This is a genomic window from Caproicibacter sp. (assembly GCF_046707225.1).
Taxonomy (GTDB): Bacteria; Bacillota; Clostridia; order Oscillospirales; family Acutalibacteraceae; genus Caproicibacter.
Genome location: NZ_JBJKOP010000024.1, coordinates 14,627 through 30,084, shown reverse-complemented (window position 1 = coordinate 30,084; position 15,458 = coordinate 14,627). Strand labels below are relative to the sequence as shown.

The window sequence follows — 15,458 nt, the reverse complement described above, 5'->3', positions numbered from 1 at the left end:
GTTTTAAGAACAGTTCCGTGTTGTATGACGGTAGTCGGGGGTGTAGGGGGGACGGTTGGAGCTTTCTCTATGGGAGTTTGAAGTCCCCCCTACTCAACCTTTGCCTACTTTCGTTTGAGGACGAAAGAAGGGGCCTGTCCGGCCTGAGGACAGTGTAAATTAATAGAAATAATTTGGGTTAAGGGGCACCTTGCCCCAAAGATAAAATAGCATTGCACTGCGGTCTCAAAGTGTAAAAATCAAAAAGTTGTGAAAAAAGTCGGAATTTCCAGTGAATCCCAAAATAATGTTGATATTTTTACAAAAAAGAGTTATACTCTTATTTGCAAGGCAAAATTAAAAAGTGCAATGCAGAGGCAAGGTGTCAGGAGCACCCACCTCCTGTATACGGAGTGCCAGCTCCATATACCACGGTTTTCACCGCGCATTGCAGAATTATTATACTTCTTTTTCCTGTCTTTGTACAGGGGGGAGGAGCGGATTCTGTAATTGCGCGCGCGTCGGTGTATGGAATGATTATATTCCGTGCCGGCGCTTTTTGTTTGCTTTGCGGGTAGCGGCCGCCCGCCTGGCAAAGGGTGAACTCCTCGGCAGGTGTGCGACGGCATGTTCCCCGCCGGCGAAACTGATGTTTGTGAAAAAGAACTGTGGAAAAAGCAATCAAAACCCTGCCATACCCGGCGCGGGCGGAATGGTTCCGCCGGCGAAAGGGAGCGAAGCGTCCGTTCGGCGGGCGCCTTGCTCCTGTTTTTTTACGCTGTTTTGCGGTCGGTTACAAGCATCTTAGCGCCGAGAATTGGGACGTGCCTTTCTGACGGCTGCCGGATCGATTTGTCGAAATCCCGCGGCGCGAAAGATGCTCTGTATTCATTTTTTCTTCGGATAAAGCACATTGCATAATACAATTTGTAATATTAAGAGTTATTTTGCCAAATAGGCATAAGAATAATTCTTGTCATAATCATACAGCTCGCGGTAAAGCTGCGCCGCGCGGCTGCGGTAAAAGTCCATTTCCTGAGAAGCCGCGTTGACCTCCGCCATGCTGCCGCCGCCGGAAAGCGCGTCGCTTACAATCTTTTTCAGCTTGGCGTCCTTCTCGTCTTCCCATTTTTTCTGCTCCGCCTTCAGCTCGGCGGGCTTTCCGCTTGAATCCGAGCTCATTTCCTGAGACAGCTCGCTCCACGCGTGATCGATCTCTTTCTGCCACAGCCCGGCGTATTTTTGAGAAACGTTGACCATATCGACGGTGGACACGGCCTGATCGGATTCTTTGATATAGGCCTTGTCAACCGGATTTTCAGAGAACTTCTGATTAAATTTCTCGTTATCCGTCGTAATCGTCAGCACGCGGCCCGGTTCGGAGTCTGCGGGCGGTTCCCCCGGATCGGACGAGCCGCCGTCGGAGGACGGATCGTCCTGAGAGGACGCCGGCTGCGACGACAGCGATTGGGAAGACGAGGATTCCGACGACGCGGCGGGCGATTGGTGTGTCAGCGAACACCCCGGCAACAAAAGGGTCAGGGCCAACGCCGCGGCGAGGATGGTTGCGGGAAAGTTCCTTTTCATCTGGCGGTTCCTCCTTTTACACTTCCTGTTCCGGTTCGCCTTCCGTCCCGGCGTCCGCTCCGTCCGCTCCTTCGTCCGCGCTTCCGTCGTCGACGGCTTCCTCCGCTTCTTCCTCGTCGTCATGCGCGGTGCAGGCCACCGTGACAACGCGGCTGTCTTCGGTCAGGCGCATCAGCAGCACGCCCTTGCTCGGGCGGCGGCATTGACGGATGGAACTCGCCAGAATCCGGATGATGATTCCGCCGGAGGAAATCAAAATTACATCGTCGTCCAGCCCGACCGCCTGAATGGCGGCAACGCTGCCGTAGCGCTCCGTGTGGTAATTCATCAGGCCCTTGCCGCCGCGGAACTGCGAGCGGTAGTCGCTTTCCGGCGACAGGCGGCCGAATCCGGTTTCGGAAACGGTCAGCACCAGCGTGCCCGGAACCAGAACCACCATACCCACAACACAGTCGCCCTCGGCAAGCGAAATCGCTTTCACGCCGCGGGTCGCGCGGCCCATGGCGCGGGCGTCCTGTTCGTTGAACCGGATCGCCATGCCCTGTCTGGTCGCGACCAGAAGGTCGTCCTTCCCGCTTGTCATGCGCACCCACGAAAGCTCGTCGCCTTCGTCCAGATCGATCGCGATGACGCCGCCCTTGCGCGCGGTGTCGTAGGCGGAGAGTGCCGTGCGCTTGACGATGCCGTTTTTCGTCACCATGACAAGATAGCTTTCCTCGTCGAATTCCGGCACGCGGATCATGGAGGTGACCTTTTCCTCCTGCGCGATCGGCAGCAGGTTCGCGATATTGATTCCCTTGGACGTGCGTGCCCCTTCTGGAATCTCGTAGCATTTCAGTCGGTAGACACGGCCCAGGTTTGTAAAGAACATGACGTAATCGTGCGAGCCGATGACAAACATGTCGGTCGCGACATCCTCCTCGCGCCGGGTCATGCCGCTTACGCCGCGGCCGCCGCGCCGCTGCGTGCGGTACGTATCCGTTTTCTGGCGTTTCACGTATCCGAAGCTGGTCATGGTCAGCATGCACTCCTCCACCGGAATCAGGTCTTCAATATCGACCTCTCCGGTGACGGCGGCGATTTCCGTGCGGCGTTCATCGCCGAATTTGTCGCGCACGGAGACGGCTTCCGCCCTGATAATGGCAAGCACGCGCTCTTCATGCCCCAAAATATCCTCGTAATCCGCGATTTTGACCATCAGCGCGGCAAGCTCGTCCTCCAGCTTCTGGCGTTCCAGACCGGTCAGGCGGCCAAGCGGCATCTGCACAATGGCCTGCGTCTGCACTTCGTCCAGGCCGAAGCGTTCGCTCAGGCGGGAACGGGCCTCCGGAATGGATTTTGAGGAACGGATGATGCGGACCACCTCGTCGATATTGTCGACCGCGATTTTCATCCCTTCCAGAATATGGGCGCGCTCCCGCGCCTTTTTCAGGTCGTACTCCGTGCGGCGGCGGACAACGTCCTCCTGAAATTTCAGGTATTCCAGCAAAATTTCGCGCAGCGTCAGGGTTTTCGGTTCGCCGTTGACAATTGCTAGCATGTTCACGCCGAACGTCGTCTGCATCTGCGTGTAGGAATACAGCTGGTTCAATACGATCTGCGGGGAAGCGTCGCGCTTGACGTTGATGACGATGTGCATCCCCTCGCGGTCGGAATGGTCCTCGATATTGGAAATGCCCTCGATTCGCTTTTCCTTAACCAGGTCAGCCATCGTTTCAATCAGCCGGGCTTTGTTAACCTGATAGGGAAGCTCCGTCACGATAATGTTGAAGCGCCCGTTCTTTTCTTCCTCAATTTCCGCGCGGGCGCGCACAATGACTCTGCCGCGCCCCGTGCCGTAGGCCGCGCGGATCCCGCTGCGGCCCATGATGATGCCGCCGGTCGGAAAATCCGGGCCCTGAATGCTCTGCATCAGGTCCTCAAGAGTGGCGTCGCGGTTGTCGATCAGGGTGCAGACGCCGTCGATGACCTCACGCATATTATGCGGCGGAATATTGGTCGCCATGCCGACGGCGATGCCCGTCGAGCCGTTGACCAGAAGGTTCGGAAAATGGCCCGGCAGAACAACCGGCTCTTTCAGACGGTCATCGTAGTTCGGCTGGAAATCGACGGTTTCCTTGTCGATATCCTGCAGCATTTCAAGCGCGATCTTACTCATGCGCGCTTCCGTGTAACGGTAGGCGGCCGGCGGGTCCCCGTCCACGGAACCGAAGTTTCCGTGACCGTCGACCAGCATGTACCGCATGGAGAAATTCTGAGCCAGACGCACCAGCGCATCATAGACCGAAGCGTCGCCGTGCGGATGGTAGCTGCCCAGAACGGAGCCGACGGTGTCGGCGCATTTGCGGTAGGCCTTGTCCGGCATCAGGCCGTTTTGAAACATGGTGTAAAGAATTCTTCTGTGGACCGGCTTGAGTCCGTCGCGCACATCCGGCAGCGCTCGCGAAACAATGACGGACATGGAGTAATCGAGGAACGATTTTTTCATTTCCTTTTCAAGGTCCACGCTGATAATTCTGCTGTTCTCTTCTATTTCATCCATTTCAGGGGCACCCTCCTGCAGTTTTGTTGCGTCCGGCACGCGCACATTGCGGCGCGTTCACCGCCTGTTATGATTTCGGCATCTTTTTGGGCCTGGTTCCCGCGACGATCATCGCCTGAACGTCCGGCAGATTCCGGGGTTTGATGCAGCGCGTGGGGATAATCACCATTTTCTGGCCGATCTTGCGTTTCGGATCATCCTTTTCCGCCACATAAAGCACAAGCATATTTTCAATCTGAGCAAATTCCGTTGTCCCGTCCATCGGGATCTCCCACCGTTTGATTCCGCGGCCCACCTGAATATGATCCGGATAAATCGCCATCCGGACGGTATGTCCGTCCGCGCTGCTGCGGGCCCTCGCTTTATTGTTCTGGTACGGAAACACACCCAGAACAATGATCAAGGTCGCGCAGGACGCCGCGTAAAAATAGAACAGGCTGCGGTATGTAGCGATACCCGCCGCCAGAAAGGCAACCGCCAGCACCGCGAGCGCGGCCAGCACAAAAACAGACGTTTTTCTGTTCATATGCAGATAGCTCGACCGCTTCAGGCATTCATAAATTTCCTCTTCCCTCAGGGAATAGGAAAGCTCAATGCCGGTCTGCTGCTCCTCGTACTCTTCTCCGTCAGGCGGGACCAGTTTCGATTCCTCGGACCCCGTACTCGGATCATCCGATTCGTCCTGCTCCGCAGGTTTGGAATTCGCAATTTTTGAATTGCTCATCTCGTTTTAACTCCTTTGATCGTTTCGTTTCGGCGTATTCGCCTCTATCATACAGGATTTCTGTGAAATAACAGATCGAATTTTGCGGTCTGAACCGGCATCCGCCGTTTTTGCGCTTCTTGTTTTCCTCTTTTGCCGGGCGAAAACGCCCGGCTTTTGGAAGTGACAGGAACGGTATTTCCGATGATGTATGCCGATTGATTTTCTTAAACGTCCAGATTCTGAACGTATTTCGCGTTTTGCTCAATAAATTCCCGGCGCGGCTCCACCTTATCGCCCATCAGAACGGTGAACGCCTCGTCGGCCGCCGCCGCGTCCTCGACTTCTACGCGCAGCATCATCCGGGTTTCCGGATTCATGGTGGTTTCCCAAAGCTGATCGGGGTCCATCTCGCCAAGGCCCTTGTACCGCTGAATCTCATAACCGGAAACAAAGTCCTGCATCAGCTTGTCGCGTTCCTTGTCGGTATAGGCGTAATAGTGTTTTTTGGACTTGGTCAGCCGGTAAAGGGGAGGCTGCGCGAGGTAAACATGCCCCTCTTCCACAAGCGGCTTCATAAAGCGGAAGAAAAAGGTCAGAAGCAGCGTGCGGATGTGCGAGCCGTCGACGTCGGCATCCGCCATGATGATGATCTTGCCGTAGCGCAGTTTATTTAAATCGAATTCCTCGCCGATTCCGCAGCCGAGCGCGGTGACGACCGGCATCAGCTTTTCGTTGCCGTACACCTTGTCGAGCCTTGCTTTTTCCACGTTCAGCATCTTGCCCCAGAGCGGCAGAATCGCCTGATAGCGCCGGTCGCGTCCGCCTTTTGCGGAGCCGCCGGCAGAATCGCCCTCGACGATATAGATTTCGGTTTCCTCGGAGTTCCGGCTCTGGCAGTCCGCCAGCTTACCGGGTAACGACGCGTTTTCCAGCGCTGATTTTCTGCGGACCATGTCGCGCGCCTTCCGCGCCGCCTCCCTTGCGTGGGAAGCCGCCATCGCCTTGTCGAAAATCGCGCGGGCAACCGCCGGGTTTTCCTCCAGATAAACCGAAAGCTTTTCGGAAATCATGGAATTGACCAGAGTGCCGATTTCGGTGTTGCCGAGCCTTGCTTTGGTCTGGCCCTCGAACTGGGCCTCCCGCAGCTTGACGCTGATGATGACGGTCAGGCCCTCGCGGAAATCGTCGCCGGAAAGGTTTTTGTCGCTTTCCTTCAGGATGTTGAATTTCCGCCCGTAATCGTTCATCACGCGGGTCAGCGCGCGGCGGAACCCGTCCTCGTGCGTGCCGCCGTCGGTCGTGTGGATGTCGTTCGCAAACGACAGCATCAGCTCGTTGTAGGAGTCGTTGTACTGCATGGCGACCTCCGCCGTGGCGGATTCGTCCGGCGCGACCCCGGAAAAATAGATGACGTCCGGATGAATGACCTCGACGGCTTTCTTTTTGTTGATGTACTCAACAAAGCTTTTAATGCCGCCCTCAAAGCGGAAATCGTCCAGCCGGTGAGTATCCGGGTCTCTTCCGTCCTCCAGAAGAATCCGGACTCCCGCGTTCAGAAACGCCTGCTCGCGCAGTCGCGTCTGCAGCGTTTCATAATCGTAAGCCGTGGTCTCCTTAAAAATTTCAGGGTCCGCCTGAAAGCGCACGCGCGTTCCGGTGCGGTCGGTTTCGCCGCGCTCTTCCAGTCCGGTTACCGGCTTGCCGCGCTCAAAACGCTGAAAATACACGACGCCGTCTTTGAAGACCTCGACCTCCAGCCACTGGGAAAGCGCGTTGACTACGCTTGCGCCAACGCCGTGCAGGCCGCCGGAAACCTTGTATCCGCCGCCGCCGAATTTTCCGCCCGCGTGCAGCATGGTGTAAACGACCGTGACCGTCGGGATGCCCACCTGGTGGTGGATTCCGACCGGAATCCCGCGCCCGTTGTCGGTGACGCGGATAATATCGCCCGGCTCGAGCGCGACCTCAATTTTATCGCAGCAACCGGCAAGGGCCTCGTCGATCGCGTTGTCCACAATCTCATACACCAGGTGGTGCAGCCCGCGCGGACCGGTGGAACCGATGTACATGCCGGGGCGCTTCCGAACGGCTTCAAGTCCTTCCAGAACCTGTATTTCACTTTCGTCGTATTCGCTGTTCGTCTGTGTGACATTGCCAAACTCCAAGTTGAACCCTCCAGTATCGATACAAAACGTATCATCTTTTGTTAAAGACCGCTTTGAGCGAATCATCTTTTGCCAATAAAGCCTGTGTATGGAAACGGGGCGGAAAGCCCCCGGAGCAAAAATAAGTTTATGAATTCTACCCGTTCCCGGCGGAATCGGAGCGCGCCGGTTTTTCCGGTAAAAAACGGACGGTGTAGGGAACCAGCAGCCTGACCGCCGCAACCCCGGGAACGGTCGCCGCCAGAAGATAAATCAGGTTCATGGACGGAAGTTTCAGAAGGCACAAATTCAACCCGACCAGCAGCAGGGCGGAAACGGCGTACAAAACCATCCGGCGGGCGCCGCCCCCAATGCGGAACGGCTTTTCGCAGTGCGGGCAGGTTCCCGTTTTTTCGTTTTGTGACTTTCTGACTTCGGAATAGAGAAATCTCGCCCCGCAGTAGGGGCAAAGGGGAAGTTTAAGCATTCCGTTTCCCTCTTTCTCAACGCCTGCGTGCCGCGGGGCCCGTTCCCGGCCCGCCGCCGCGTCTGGTTCCGTTCTGCGGGCGGGCGCCGGGCGGCGCTCTTCTTTTCCGAACGGCGGGTTTTTTCAGCCTGACCAGAAAGACGGAGATCAGGTAGAAAAGCAGAAACGGCAGCAGAACCAGAAGAAGAAGCCAAATGTCAAGAGGAAGAAAGCCAAGAAATCCCACTGCGAAAAATACGGCGCTGACCAGTATGGCTAAAAACGCGAACAGATAGATCAGGCGGTCCATCACGATATTCGAGATTCCGCCGCATTTGGGGCAGAGATACTCCCCCTGAATTTTTAGCGCCCAGGTATTCGCAAGGCCGATTTTATTCCCGCAGAAAGGGCAGCGCGGTTTTCTGAATTTTTTCATGAGCACTCCCCTGTTACAGTCTGTTGGTTTCATTCCTCAGGCCCGCGCGTTTGAGCAGGGTCGAAGAAGAAATCTGCGTGATATATACCGTCGTTTTTCCTCCGCTTTTGCATAGGACGAAGGATTTCGGCATCTCCATCGAAACGTTCACGATGCAGCCGGATTTCTGCGCCGCGGCGAGCGTGTCGCGAGTCGTCTGGGAAATCGTCGACGTTTCCATGTCGAATATTCCGATAATGTCCTTCCTGAGAACCACGGTGTCCTGGCCTAGGTGAAGATACATGGTTTCGTCCTTTTCTCCGCGCGCTTTTGAAGAAAATCCGCCGTTTCCGCGCGGGGAAACGGCCGGTTACGCCGGCGGCACAACGGAGAGAGCTCCGTCTTCCATCCGGAACAGGGCGCCGCCTTTCATCTGCCGTGCCGCGCCCGGTTCGCAGCAGGAAAGAAAAACCTGAAAATCCGTCAGATGGTTCAAAAGGTAATCCTGTCTTCTAGCGTCAAGCTCGCTCATCACGTCGTCGAGAAATATAACGGGCTTTTCCCCGGTCATCCGGCTAAGCAGCTCCGCTTCCGCCAGTTTCAGGGCGAGCACGACGCTGCGCTTCTGTCCCTGAGAGGCGTAAGCCCGCGCGTTCAGCCCGCTGACGAAGATTTCAACGTCGTCCCGGTGAGGCCCCGCGCCGGTATGCCCGCTCAAGACGTCTTCCTGCCTTCCCTCGGCGAGCGCGCGGCGAAGGTCTTCCGCGCTTTTTCGGTAAACGAAGGAAAGAGTCTCCCGGTTGGAGCTGATTCCGGCGTAAAATCCTGCCGCCGGCGCGCTGAGCGCTTCCAGGTACGCCGTCCTCTGCCGGATCACCCGTTCGCCGAACTGGCTGAGCCGTTCATCCCAGATTTCAAGCGTATCCATCAGCTCCGCGTGGCGCGGAATATCCTTTAACAGCGCGTTGCGCTGAAACAGCGTGCGGTTGTAACCGGACAGAAGCGACGCGTAGCCGGGCTTCATCTGGCACAGGGCCGAGTCGACAAATTCTCTGCGCAGGGAGGGGCCCCCCCGGACCAGGGACAGATGCTCCGGCGAAAAAACCACCGCGCAGAATTTTCCCGTCAGGGCGGAGCAGGCGCCTTTCGGAATCCCGTTGAGCTCCGCCGTCCGCCGTCCCTCCGAAACCGTGATTTTCGCGGTCTGGGCGCGGCCCTCGCTCCAGAAATCCATGCGGAGCGCGGCCGCCGTTTCCCCCTGAAGAACCAGCTCCGCGTCTTTTGCCCCGCGGAATGACCGCTCCCCCGTGAAAAGCCACATCGACTCCAGAAGATTTGTTTTTCCCTGAGCATTCTGGCCGTAAATGACGTTGACTCCGGCGCAGGGTTCAAATTCACCGGCGCGCAGGTTGCGGAAGTGATTCCAGGAAAGGCGCCGCACGTTCAACTGGAGCACACCTCGTAAACGGACCCGCCGATCTGCGCGCGGTCACCCGGTCTCATTTTTTTCCCGCGCATGGTGCAGATTTCGCCGTTGACCCGTACGTTGCCGTCCTGAATGGCGAATTTCGCCTGTCCGCCGGTTTCAAACGCTCCGGCCAGCTTTAAAAGAGAATCCAGGCGGATAAATTCCGTGTCGATCGATATTTTTTCTTCTTTCATCGGTTCATCCCTCATTCGCCGGAGCTTTTCAGCCGAACCGGCAGTACCAGAAACAAAAAGGCTTTTCCTTCGCACGGAAGCACGCGCATCGGGCTGAGCGGTCCGCTCATCTGAATGCGGACCTCGTCGCACTCCGTGTTGCGCAGCGCGTCGAGCAGAAAACGGTTGTTAAAACCCATTTCCAGAGCGTTGCCGGTGATGCGGGCTTCCAGTTTATCGTTGGCGCGGCCGATTGCCGTCGAGCAGGAAACCCGGATTTCTCCGTCCCCGAAAACGCAGCGCACCGGGCTTTTCAGCCGGTCGGTGATCAAAAGGGAAACGCGTTCGACGCTGCCGATAAAGCTTTGGGTTGAAACTTTGAGTTCGGTGGTGCAGTCGTTCGGAACCGCGGCGCGGTAGTCGAGAAATTCGCCTTCGAGCAGGCGGGAAATCACAGTGTAATTGTCAATGCTGAATAAAATGTGACGTCTGCCGATCTGCAGTTCCACTTCGGTGTCGTCGTCGCCAAGCAGCTTTAAGACTTCGCCGAGGGTTTTTCCGGGTACGACAAAGCTGGTTTCCAGTTCGCAGCCGATTGGTTCTTCGCGGATGGCGAGGCGGTAGCCGTCAACGGAGACAAGGCGCAGGCATTCCGGTTCCAGTTCGAACAGCGTTCCGGTGTGAATCGGCTTTGCGTCGGTTTCCGCGACGGCGAACAGGGTTTGCCGGATCATGCTGCGCAGAATTCCGCTTTGTACTTTCAGGGAGGATTCGCCGCTGACGGCGGGCAGTTCCGGGTATTCCTGCGCGGGGATTCCCACAATGGAATATTCGGCTTCGCCGCTTTGAATGGTTGTCATCTGTTTTTCATCCGCGCTGATGGTGACGGTTGCCGCCGGCAGACGGCGTACGATTTCACCAAACAGTCTTGCGCTGAGAACCACGCTTCCCTTTTCTTCGACTCTGCAGTCCAGAATGGTGGTGATGCCGAGTTCCAGATCGTATCCGCAGAGCAGAACCGTTCCTTCATCGGCGCGGATCAGAATTCCTTCGAGCGCGGGAACCGAGGATTTGGTTGAGACCGCGCGCTGGATATTCAACACGGCTTCGTTCAGCTTTTGTTTATCACAGGTTATTTTCATGACCTCATCGCTCATTTCCTAAATATGAATGGATAGAAATGGATTTTTTCAGTAATAGGAGTAGTATGTGCTGAAAAGTTGAAACTATAGAGAAATCTGCTTTGGCGCTGGGTTTTCGGGCTGTTTTTTTTCCGGATCGCGCTGTTGGCAAAATGTTAACATCCTGTATTTTTTTTAAGTATTTAACATGTTGTTGAAAACTCTGTGGGAAATGTTGAAAAGAAGTTTAAAATTTCGGGGAAAATTGAAATCGTGATTTTGAAAGATTCAACAGGTTTTGTGGAATGTTGAATCGGTTTTGCACCGTCAGCGGTCCCGGATGTTTTTAATGATATCTTCCGCGGTCGCCTTTGTTTTGGAATCCCGCGCGATGTTTTTTTCGACCTGCTGAATCGCGTAGACGACGGTCGAGTGGTCCCGGCCACCGAATTCCTTTCCGATGGAGGTCATCGGCATCTGCGTGATTTCCCGGACGACGTACATCGCCATCTGCCTTGCGCTTGAAATATTCGCGCTGCGTTTGGAGGAGCGGATGTCGTCGACGGTTGTCCCAAAGGTGCGTGCGACTTCGTCGATGATCTTTTCTACGGTAAACGGGGTGGGCTGGTCGTTGTTGATGATATCGCTGATCGCCGCCTGCGCGGTCTGAATGTTCATGGTCTCTCCGCTCAGCAGGGAATAGGCCTTCATTTTCTTGACGGCGCCCTCCAGCTGACGGATATTGTTTTTCAGGCGGTTCGCGATGTATTCGACCACGTTGTCCGGCAGGTTGATTTTGAGCAGTTCCGCTTTTCTTTTTATAATAGCGATCCGCGTTTCAAAATCCGGAGGCTGAATGTCCGCGGTCAGGCCCCATTCGAACCGCGTCAGAAGGCGTTCCTCCAGCGTCGCGATATCTTTCGGCGGCCGGTCGGAAGTCAGGACGATCTGTTTTTTTGCCTCGTAAAGCGTATTAAAAGTATGAAAAAATTCCTCCTGTGTGGAGTCCTTACCGGCGATGAACTGAATATCGTCGACCAGAAGCACGTCCGCTTTCCGGTACCGCTGGTGGAATTCGCCCGTGGTGCCGCGGCGGATCGCCTCGATCAGCTCGTTGGTGAATTCGTCGCCCTTGATGTAAACGATTTTCATTGAAGGGTCGGTGTTTCCGATCTGGTTGCGGATGGCGTAAAGCAGATGTGTTTTTCCAAGGCCGGAATTTCCGTAAATGAACAGGGGATTGTAAAGACTGGCCGGCTTGCTTGCAACCGCCATAGAGGCCGCGTGCGCGAATTTATTCGACGACCCGACGATGTAGGTGTCGAAAGTGAACTCATAGTTGTCGCTGTTTTCCGCCGGTTCCTCTTTTTTCGCGTCTGTCTCCAGTTCTCCGGGAATGCAGACGCGAATCTGGATTTCACGGCTGAAAATTTGCCGGAATGCTTCTTCCAGAATTGCGTTATAATAATGAAGAATCGTCTGGCGGTGCAGTTCGTTCGGCACCCGCAGAACCGCGACTCCGTCGGTGAAATCGAGCGTGACGGGTTCAATTCTGCTGATCCAGGTGGAAAATGCGATTTCCGTGATTTTACTTTTACAGTACTCGCAGACGAGGTTCCAGACCTCGGTGAACGGTTCCATCTTATTGCAGTACCCCATTTTCATTCTTTTCCCGCTGCAGCCGCAGGGCTGTTGCCAACGGGTATCATTACCTATAGTAGCACAAATTTTTATTTTTTTCAAACTTTCCTTTCGCGGTTTGAAGGCATTTCCGGCTAACGCCGAATAAATTTTTAATTTTCGGGATTTTTTTCTTTCCAACTCGAAGATATTGTGGTATATTTAACCCTATGGGACCATCTGTTTCCGGTTTCGGCGGGGATTCCGGCGCTTTTTTTGCGCGTGGGCGCGGGGCGCATGGTTGACAGGCCGCCGGCAGATAAGATATAATGTTTCGCAAAGGTTCTTTTTATGAATCGAAGGGGGGTTTTCTCATGCTTAGAACGTATCAGCCGAAAAAGCTGCACAGACAAAAGGAACACGGCTTCCGCAAGCGCATGTCCACATCGAACGGGCGCAAGGTTCTTTCCCGCCGCAGGGCAAAGGGCAGAGCAAGGCTGAGCTACTGAAAGCTGTTAAGAATTGGACGGACAGGCCCGAAACACGGCATAAGCCGCGGTTTGCTTCCCGTCGGGACAGGGCCACTCCTCGTGGCCTTTCTTTATTAGCTGAAAAAGAATGGAATGTCTCGGGATATTATATGGAAGAATATGTGTCGATCAAACAAAACAGGGAGTTTCAAAGGATTTATTCCAAAGGGAAGTCCTTTGTCAGCCCGATGCTTGTCACCTATGTGCTGAAAAATCGGAAAGACTCGCTGCGCATGGGAATTACGACAAGTAAAAAAACCGGAAACGCGGTGCGCAGAAACCGCTCCCGCAGAGTGATCCGCGAAGCGTTCCGTTCCATGCCCCGGGAAATTCGACCCGGGTTTGACCTGATCTTCGTCGCGAGGGCGAAGACGCCGATGATGAAAAGCACAGATCTGAGCCGCGTGATGACGCAGCATCTGAAAAGCGCGGGAGTCATCAAATGAAACGCATCCTGCTTTTTCTAATTCATTTTTACCAGAAAGCAATATCCCCCTACAAAAAACCATGCTGCAAGTATTACCCGACCTGCTCCAATTACGCGGTTGAGGCGATCCAGCGGTTCGGCGCTTTCAAAGGTTTTTTTCTGGCGCTTTACCGGGTTCTTCGCTGCAATCCGTTTTCCCGCGGCGGGTACGACCCCGTGCCGGAACATCTGGCATTTCGCGGTTTTACAGGAGCGCTAAAAGAGAAAAAACGGTAACTTTTCCCGGAAAATCCGGGAGGGGTTCCTTTGGTAAAAGGCTCTCATCAGACAGTCCAGGCCCATTTTGTACGCCGGCGGTTTAGCTTCGGCGACACTTCGGCGGTTTTCTGCCGGGCAGAGGAGAATTTTCTGTATGTACGATTTCTTTAATATTTTTGGCAGCGCACTTGGCTACCTGCTCTGGTATTTTTATGAGCTGGTCAGAAACTACGGAGTGGCCATTATCCTGTTTACCGTTGTGACGAAGATTTTGCTGTTCCCCTTTTCGGTCAAACAGCAGATTTCCATGGCGGCGAACAGCAAAATCGCAAGCAAGCAGAAGGAACTGCAGAAAAAATACGCAAAAGACAGGGAACGGCTTCAGATTGAAACGCAGAAGCTGTATGAAAAGGAAGGCATTAACCCCGCGAGCGGCTGCCTGACGATGATCGTTCCGCTCGTCATCATGATGGGCCTGTACTACACGGTGCTTTACCCCCTGATCAACGCGCTTCATGTTTCCGGCACGGCTGCGAACGCCGCGACGGATATGTTAAAATTGATCCCCGGCATCGGGCAGACCCTGGGAACGCGGTACGGCCAGATTGAAATCGTCAAGCATTTCGCGGATTTGAAACCGTACCTGACCATGTTCAGCGCGGACGAGCTCGCGAGGATTCAGGATTTCAGCCACGGCTTCAGCTTTTTGGGGCTCAATCTGCTGGATACGCCGAGCGACCCGGCGAATATTTTCGGGACTCTGTTCCGGTCGAATCTTTGGGTCATCCCGGTTCTTTGCTTCGTGTCTTCCCTTGTCACACAGTTTTTCACGATGAAGCTCCAGCCCGGCATGCAGCAGCAGCAAGGCTGCATGAAGGGTATGTTCTATATCATGCCGCTCTTCACGGCATGGATTGCCTGCTCAATGCCGGCCGCGGTCGGTTTTTACTGGATTATTTCCACCATAACCGGTTTTTTGCAGACGGTCATTCTGAATATCTGGTACAGCCCGGCCGACCTTAGTGCGCGGGCGGAAGCTAGGCGCGTTGCGCTGCGCGAGCTGGAAGAAGCAAACATGAAGCCCGTCGCCATTGCGGCGGGGAACCGGCAGAACGACGATGACCGGCAGAAAAAGACAGGAAAACCGCGGAAGTAAACGCTGAAACAGGGGTCTGATTTCTGGGAGGGATTACCGAATGAAAGAAGCGATTGGAACCGGCGAAACCGTGGAACTCGCAAGAGAAGCCGCCTGCAGGCAGCTGGGTGTGGAATCCTATGAGGCGGAGTTTGAGATCCTTGAAATGCCCATGAAAAAAACGTTCGGTCTGTTCGGCGGAAACCCGGCGAAGGTTCGGGTTTTTGTGGAGGACAACCCTGCGCAGATTGCGGCAGATTACTTAAAAAACGTACTGAAAAACATGGGTTTGGAAGACGTTAAGATTGAAATCAAAAAAGAAGAAAGCGGAGCGATGCTTTGTCTGACCGGCGATGACATCGGGTATGTGATCGGCCACCGGGGCGAAACGCTCGACGCGCTTCAGTATCTGGCCGGGCTTGTCGCAAACCACGCGGGCGACAGCTATTTCCGGATTAATCTTGATATTGGGAATTACCGGGACAAGCGGAAGCAGACGCTGGAAAACCTGGGCCGCAAAATGGCGGAAAAATCGCTGCGAACGGGGCGGAATAACTCGCTGGAACCGATGAATCCCTATGAGCGCAGAATCATCCACACGGCGGTGCAGGCGGTGGAAGGAGCAAAATCCTGGTCGGAAGGCGAAGACGCCGCGCGCCATGTGGTGATCGGCCCGGTTGCCGGGGAGCGGCCGGTTTCGAGAAGGAACGGCTACAACAACCACCGGGGACCGCAGCAGCGAGGCAGGCAGCCGTATCATCCGCGCGGAACGTCGCCGGGAGGACATCCGCCGTACGAAAACCGTACTCCGTCGGCGCCGGCGCAGCATGGGACGGCTCCTCTTTACGGAAAGTACGAGACAAAAAAGTAAACAGCAGACAGGAGGG

At 55.0% G+C, this 15,458-nt stretch carries 16 protein-coding genes; 5 read left to right on the top strand and 11 right to left on the bottom strand.

What is annotated here, in order from left to right:
- Window positions 1–921 precede the first annotated feature (921 nt).
- The 11 genes from ACLQ3M_RS03925 to dnaA all read right to left on the bottom strand — a co-directional run bounded on the left by ACLQ3M_RS03925 (window position 922) and on the right by dnaA (window position 12,242).
- Window positions 922–1,566 (bottom strand): lysozyme inhibitor LprI family protein, encoded by a 645-nt coding sequence (locus tag ACLQ3M_RS03925; RefSeq protein ID WP_411676399.1) that lies wholly within the window; start codon window positions 1,564–1,566, stop codon window positions 922–924.
- Window positions 1,567–1,582: 16 nt separating this feature from the next.
- On the bottom strand, window positions 1,583–4,108 hold the full coding sequence (gene gyrA / locus ACLQ3M_RS03920) for a DNA gyrase subunit A (RefSeq protein ID WP_411676398.1): 2,526 nt from the start codon (window positions 4,106–4,108) through the stop codon (window positions 1,583–1,585).
- A gap of 67 nt (window positions 4,109–4,175) precedes the next feature.
- Window positions 4,176–4,832, bottom strand: coding sequence for a hypothetical protein (locus ACLQ3M_RS03915; RefSeq protein ID WP_411676397.1), 657 nt, complete (start codon window positions 4,830–4,832; stop codon window positions 4,176–4,178).
- Window positions 4,833–5,038: 206 nt separating this feature from the next.
- The gene (gyrB, locus tag ACLQ3M_RS03910) at window positions 5,039–6,979 is read right to left on the bottom strand and encodes a DNA topoisomerase (ATP-hydrolyzing) subunit B (RefSeq protein WP_411676396.1); all 1,941 of its coding nucleotides are present in this window, start codon (window positions 6,977–6,979) and stop codon (window positions 5,039–5,041) included.
- Window positions 6,980–7,115: 136 nt separating this feature from the next.
- The gene (locus tag ACLQ3M_RS03905; protein ID WP_411676395.1) at window positions 7,116–7,445 is read right to left on the bottom strand and encodes a hypothetical protein; all 330 of its coding nucleotides are present in this window, start codon (window positions 7,443–7,445) and stop codon (window positions 7,116–7,118) included.
- A 16-nt stretch (window positions 7,446–7,461) separates the two neighbouring features.
- Window positions 7,462–7,860 carry a hypothetical protein gene (locus ACLQ3M_RS03900; RefSeq protein WP_411676394.1) on the bottom strand — a complete coding sequence of 133 codons (399 nt, stop codon included), beginning with the start codon at window positions 7,858–7,860 and terminating at the stop codon, window positions 7,462–7,464.
- Between the two features lie 13 nt (window positions 7,861–7,873).
- Window positions 7,874–8,143 carry an extracellular matrix regulator RemB gene (gene remB, locus ACLQ3M_RS03895; protein ID WP_411676393.1) on the bottom strand — a complete coding sequence of 90 codons (270 nt, stop codon included), beginning with the start codon at window positions 8,141–8,143 and terminating at the stop codon, window positions 7,874–7,876.
- A 66-nt stretch (window positions 8,144–8,209) separates the two neighbouring features.
- Window positions 8,210–9,280 (bottom strand): DNA replication/repair protein RecF, encoded by a 1,071-nt coding sequence (gene recF / locus ACLQ3M_RS03890; protein ID WP_411676401.1) that lies wholly within the window; start codon window positions 9,278–9,280, stop codon window positions 8,210–8,212.
- Between the two features lie 2 nt (window positions 9,281–9,282).
- The gene (locus ACLQ3M_RS03885; RefSeq protein WP_411676392.1) at window positions 9,283–9,501 is read right to left on the bottom strand and encodes an RNA-binding S4 domain-containing protein; all 219 of its coding nucleotides are present in this window, start codon (window positions 9,499–9,501) and stop codon (window positions 9,283–9,285) included.
- An 11-nt stretch (window positions 9,502–9,512) separates the two neighbouring features.
- A complete protein-coding gene (dnaN, locus tag ACLQ3M_RS03880) occupies window positions 9,513–10,622 on the bottom strand; it encodes a DNA polymerase III subunit beta (protein ID WP_411676391.1) in 1,110 nt (369 codons plus the stop codon).
- A 306-nt stretch (window positions 10,623–10,928) separates the two neighbouring features.
- On the bottom strand, window positions 10,929–12,242 hold the full coding sequence (gene dnaA, locus ACLQ3M_RS03875; protein ID WP_411676400.1) for a chromosomal replication initiator protein DnaA: 1,314 nt from the start codon (window positions 12,240–12,242) through the stop codon (window positions 10,929–10,931).
- A 353-nt stretch (window positions 12,243–12,595) separates the two neighbouring features.
- On the opposite strand from dnaA, the gene rpmH reads away from it, so the two are divergent.
- The 5 genes from rpmH to jag all read left to right on the top strand — a co-directional run bounded on the left by rpmH (window position 12,596) and on the right by jag (window position 15,442).
- Complete coding sequence (gene rpmH, locus ACLQ3M_RS03870; protein ID WP_411676390.1) at window positions 12,596–12,730, top strand: 50S ribosomal protein L34; 135 nt, start codon at window positions 12,596–12,598, stop codon at window positions 12,728–12,730.
- 143 nt (window positions 12,731–12,873) lie between these two features.
- The gene (rnpA, locus tag ACLQ3M_RS03865) at window positions 12,874–13,197 is read left to right on the top strand and encodes a ribonuclease P protein component (protein ID WP_411676389.1); all 324 of its coding nucleotides are present in this window, start codon (window positions 12,874–12,876) and stop codon (window positions 13,195–13,197) included.
- Window positions 13,194–13,454 (top strand): membrane protein insertion efficiency factor YidD, encoded by a 261-nt coding sequence (gene yidD / locus ACLQ3M_RS03860; protein WP_411676388.1) that lies wholly within the window; start codon window positions 13,194–13,196, stop codon window positions 13,452–13,454. Before rnpA ends, yidD begins: the two co-directional genes overlap by 4 nt.
- Before the next feature lie 136 nt (window positions 13,455–13,590).
- Window positions 13,591–14,592, top strand: coding sequence for a YidC/Oxa1 family membrane protein insertase (locus ACLQ3M_RS03855; protein ID WP_411676387.1), 1,002 nt, complete (start codon window positions 13,591–13,593; stop codon window positions 14,590–14,592).
- 40 nt (window positions 14,593–14,632) lie between these two features.
- Window positions 14,633–15,442, top strand: coding sequence for an RNA-binding cell elongation regulator Jag/EloR (gene jag, locus ACLQ3M_RS03850; protein ID WP_411676386.1), 810 nt, complete (start codon window positions 14,633–14,635; stop codon window positions 15,440–15,442).
- Window positions 15,443–15,458 lie beyond the last annotated feature (16 nt).

Coding starts and splice junctions, on each gene's coding strand:
- dnaN (WP_411676391.1), bottom strand. CDS start 10,622: ATGAAAATAACCTGTGATAAACAAAAGCTGAACGAAGCCGTGTTGAAT.
- ACLQ3M_RS03915 (WP_411676397.1), bottom strand. CDS start 4,832: ATGAGCAATTCAAAAATTGCGAATTCCAAACCTGCGGAGCAGGACGAA.
- ACLQ3M_RS03855 (WP_411676387.1), top strand. CDS start 13,591: ATGTACGATTTCTTTAATATTTTTGGCAGCGCACTTGGCTACCTGCTC.
- dnaA (WP_411676400.1), bottom strand. CDS start 12,242: ATGGAACCGTTCACCGAGGTCTGGAACCTCGTCTGCGAGTACTGTAAA.
- ACLQ3M_RS03925 (WP_411676399.1), bottom strand. CDS start 1,566: ATGAAAAGGAACTTTCCCGCAACCATCCTCGCCGCGGCGTTGGCCCTG.
- remB (WP_411676393.1), bottom strand. CDS start 8,143: ATGTATCTTCACCTAGGCCAGGACACCGTGGTTCTCAGGAAGGACATT.
- rpmH (WP_411676390.1), top strand. CDS start 12,596: ATGCTTAGAACGTATCAGCCGAAAAAGCTGCACAGACAAAAGGAACAC.
- jag (WP_411676386.1), top strand. CDS start 14,633: ATGAAAGAAGCGATTGGAACCGGCGAAACCGTGGAACTCGCAAGAGAA.
- ACLQ3M_RS03905 (WP_411676395.1), bottom strand. CDS start 7,445: ATGCTTAAACTTCCCCTTTGCCCCTACTGCGGGGCGAGATTTCTCTAT.
- ACLQ3M_RS03900 (WP_411676394.1), bottom strand. CDS start 7,860: ATGAAAAAATTCAGAAAACCGCGCTGCCCTTTCTGCGGGAATAAAATC.
- yidD (WP_411676388.1), top strand. CDS start 13,194: ATGAAACGCATCCTGCTTTTTCTAATTCATTTTTACCAGAAAGCAATA.
- gyrA (WP_411676398.1), bottom strand. CDS start 4,108: ATGGATGAAATAGAAGAGAACAGCAGAATTATCAGCGTGGACCTTGAA.
- ACLQ3M_RS03885 (WP_411676392.1), bottom strand. CDS start 9,501: ATGAAAGAAGAAAAAATATCGATCGACACGGAATTTATCCGCCTGGAT.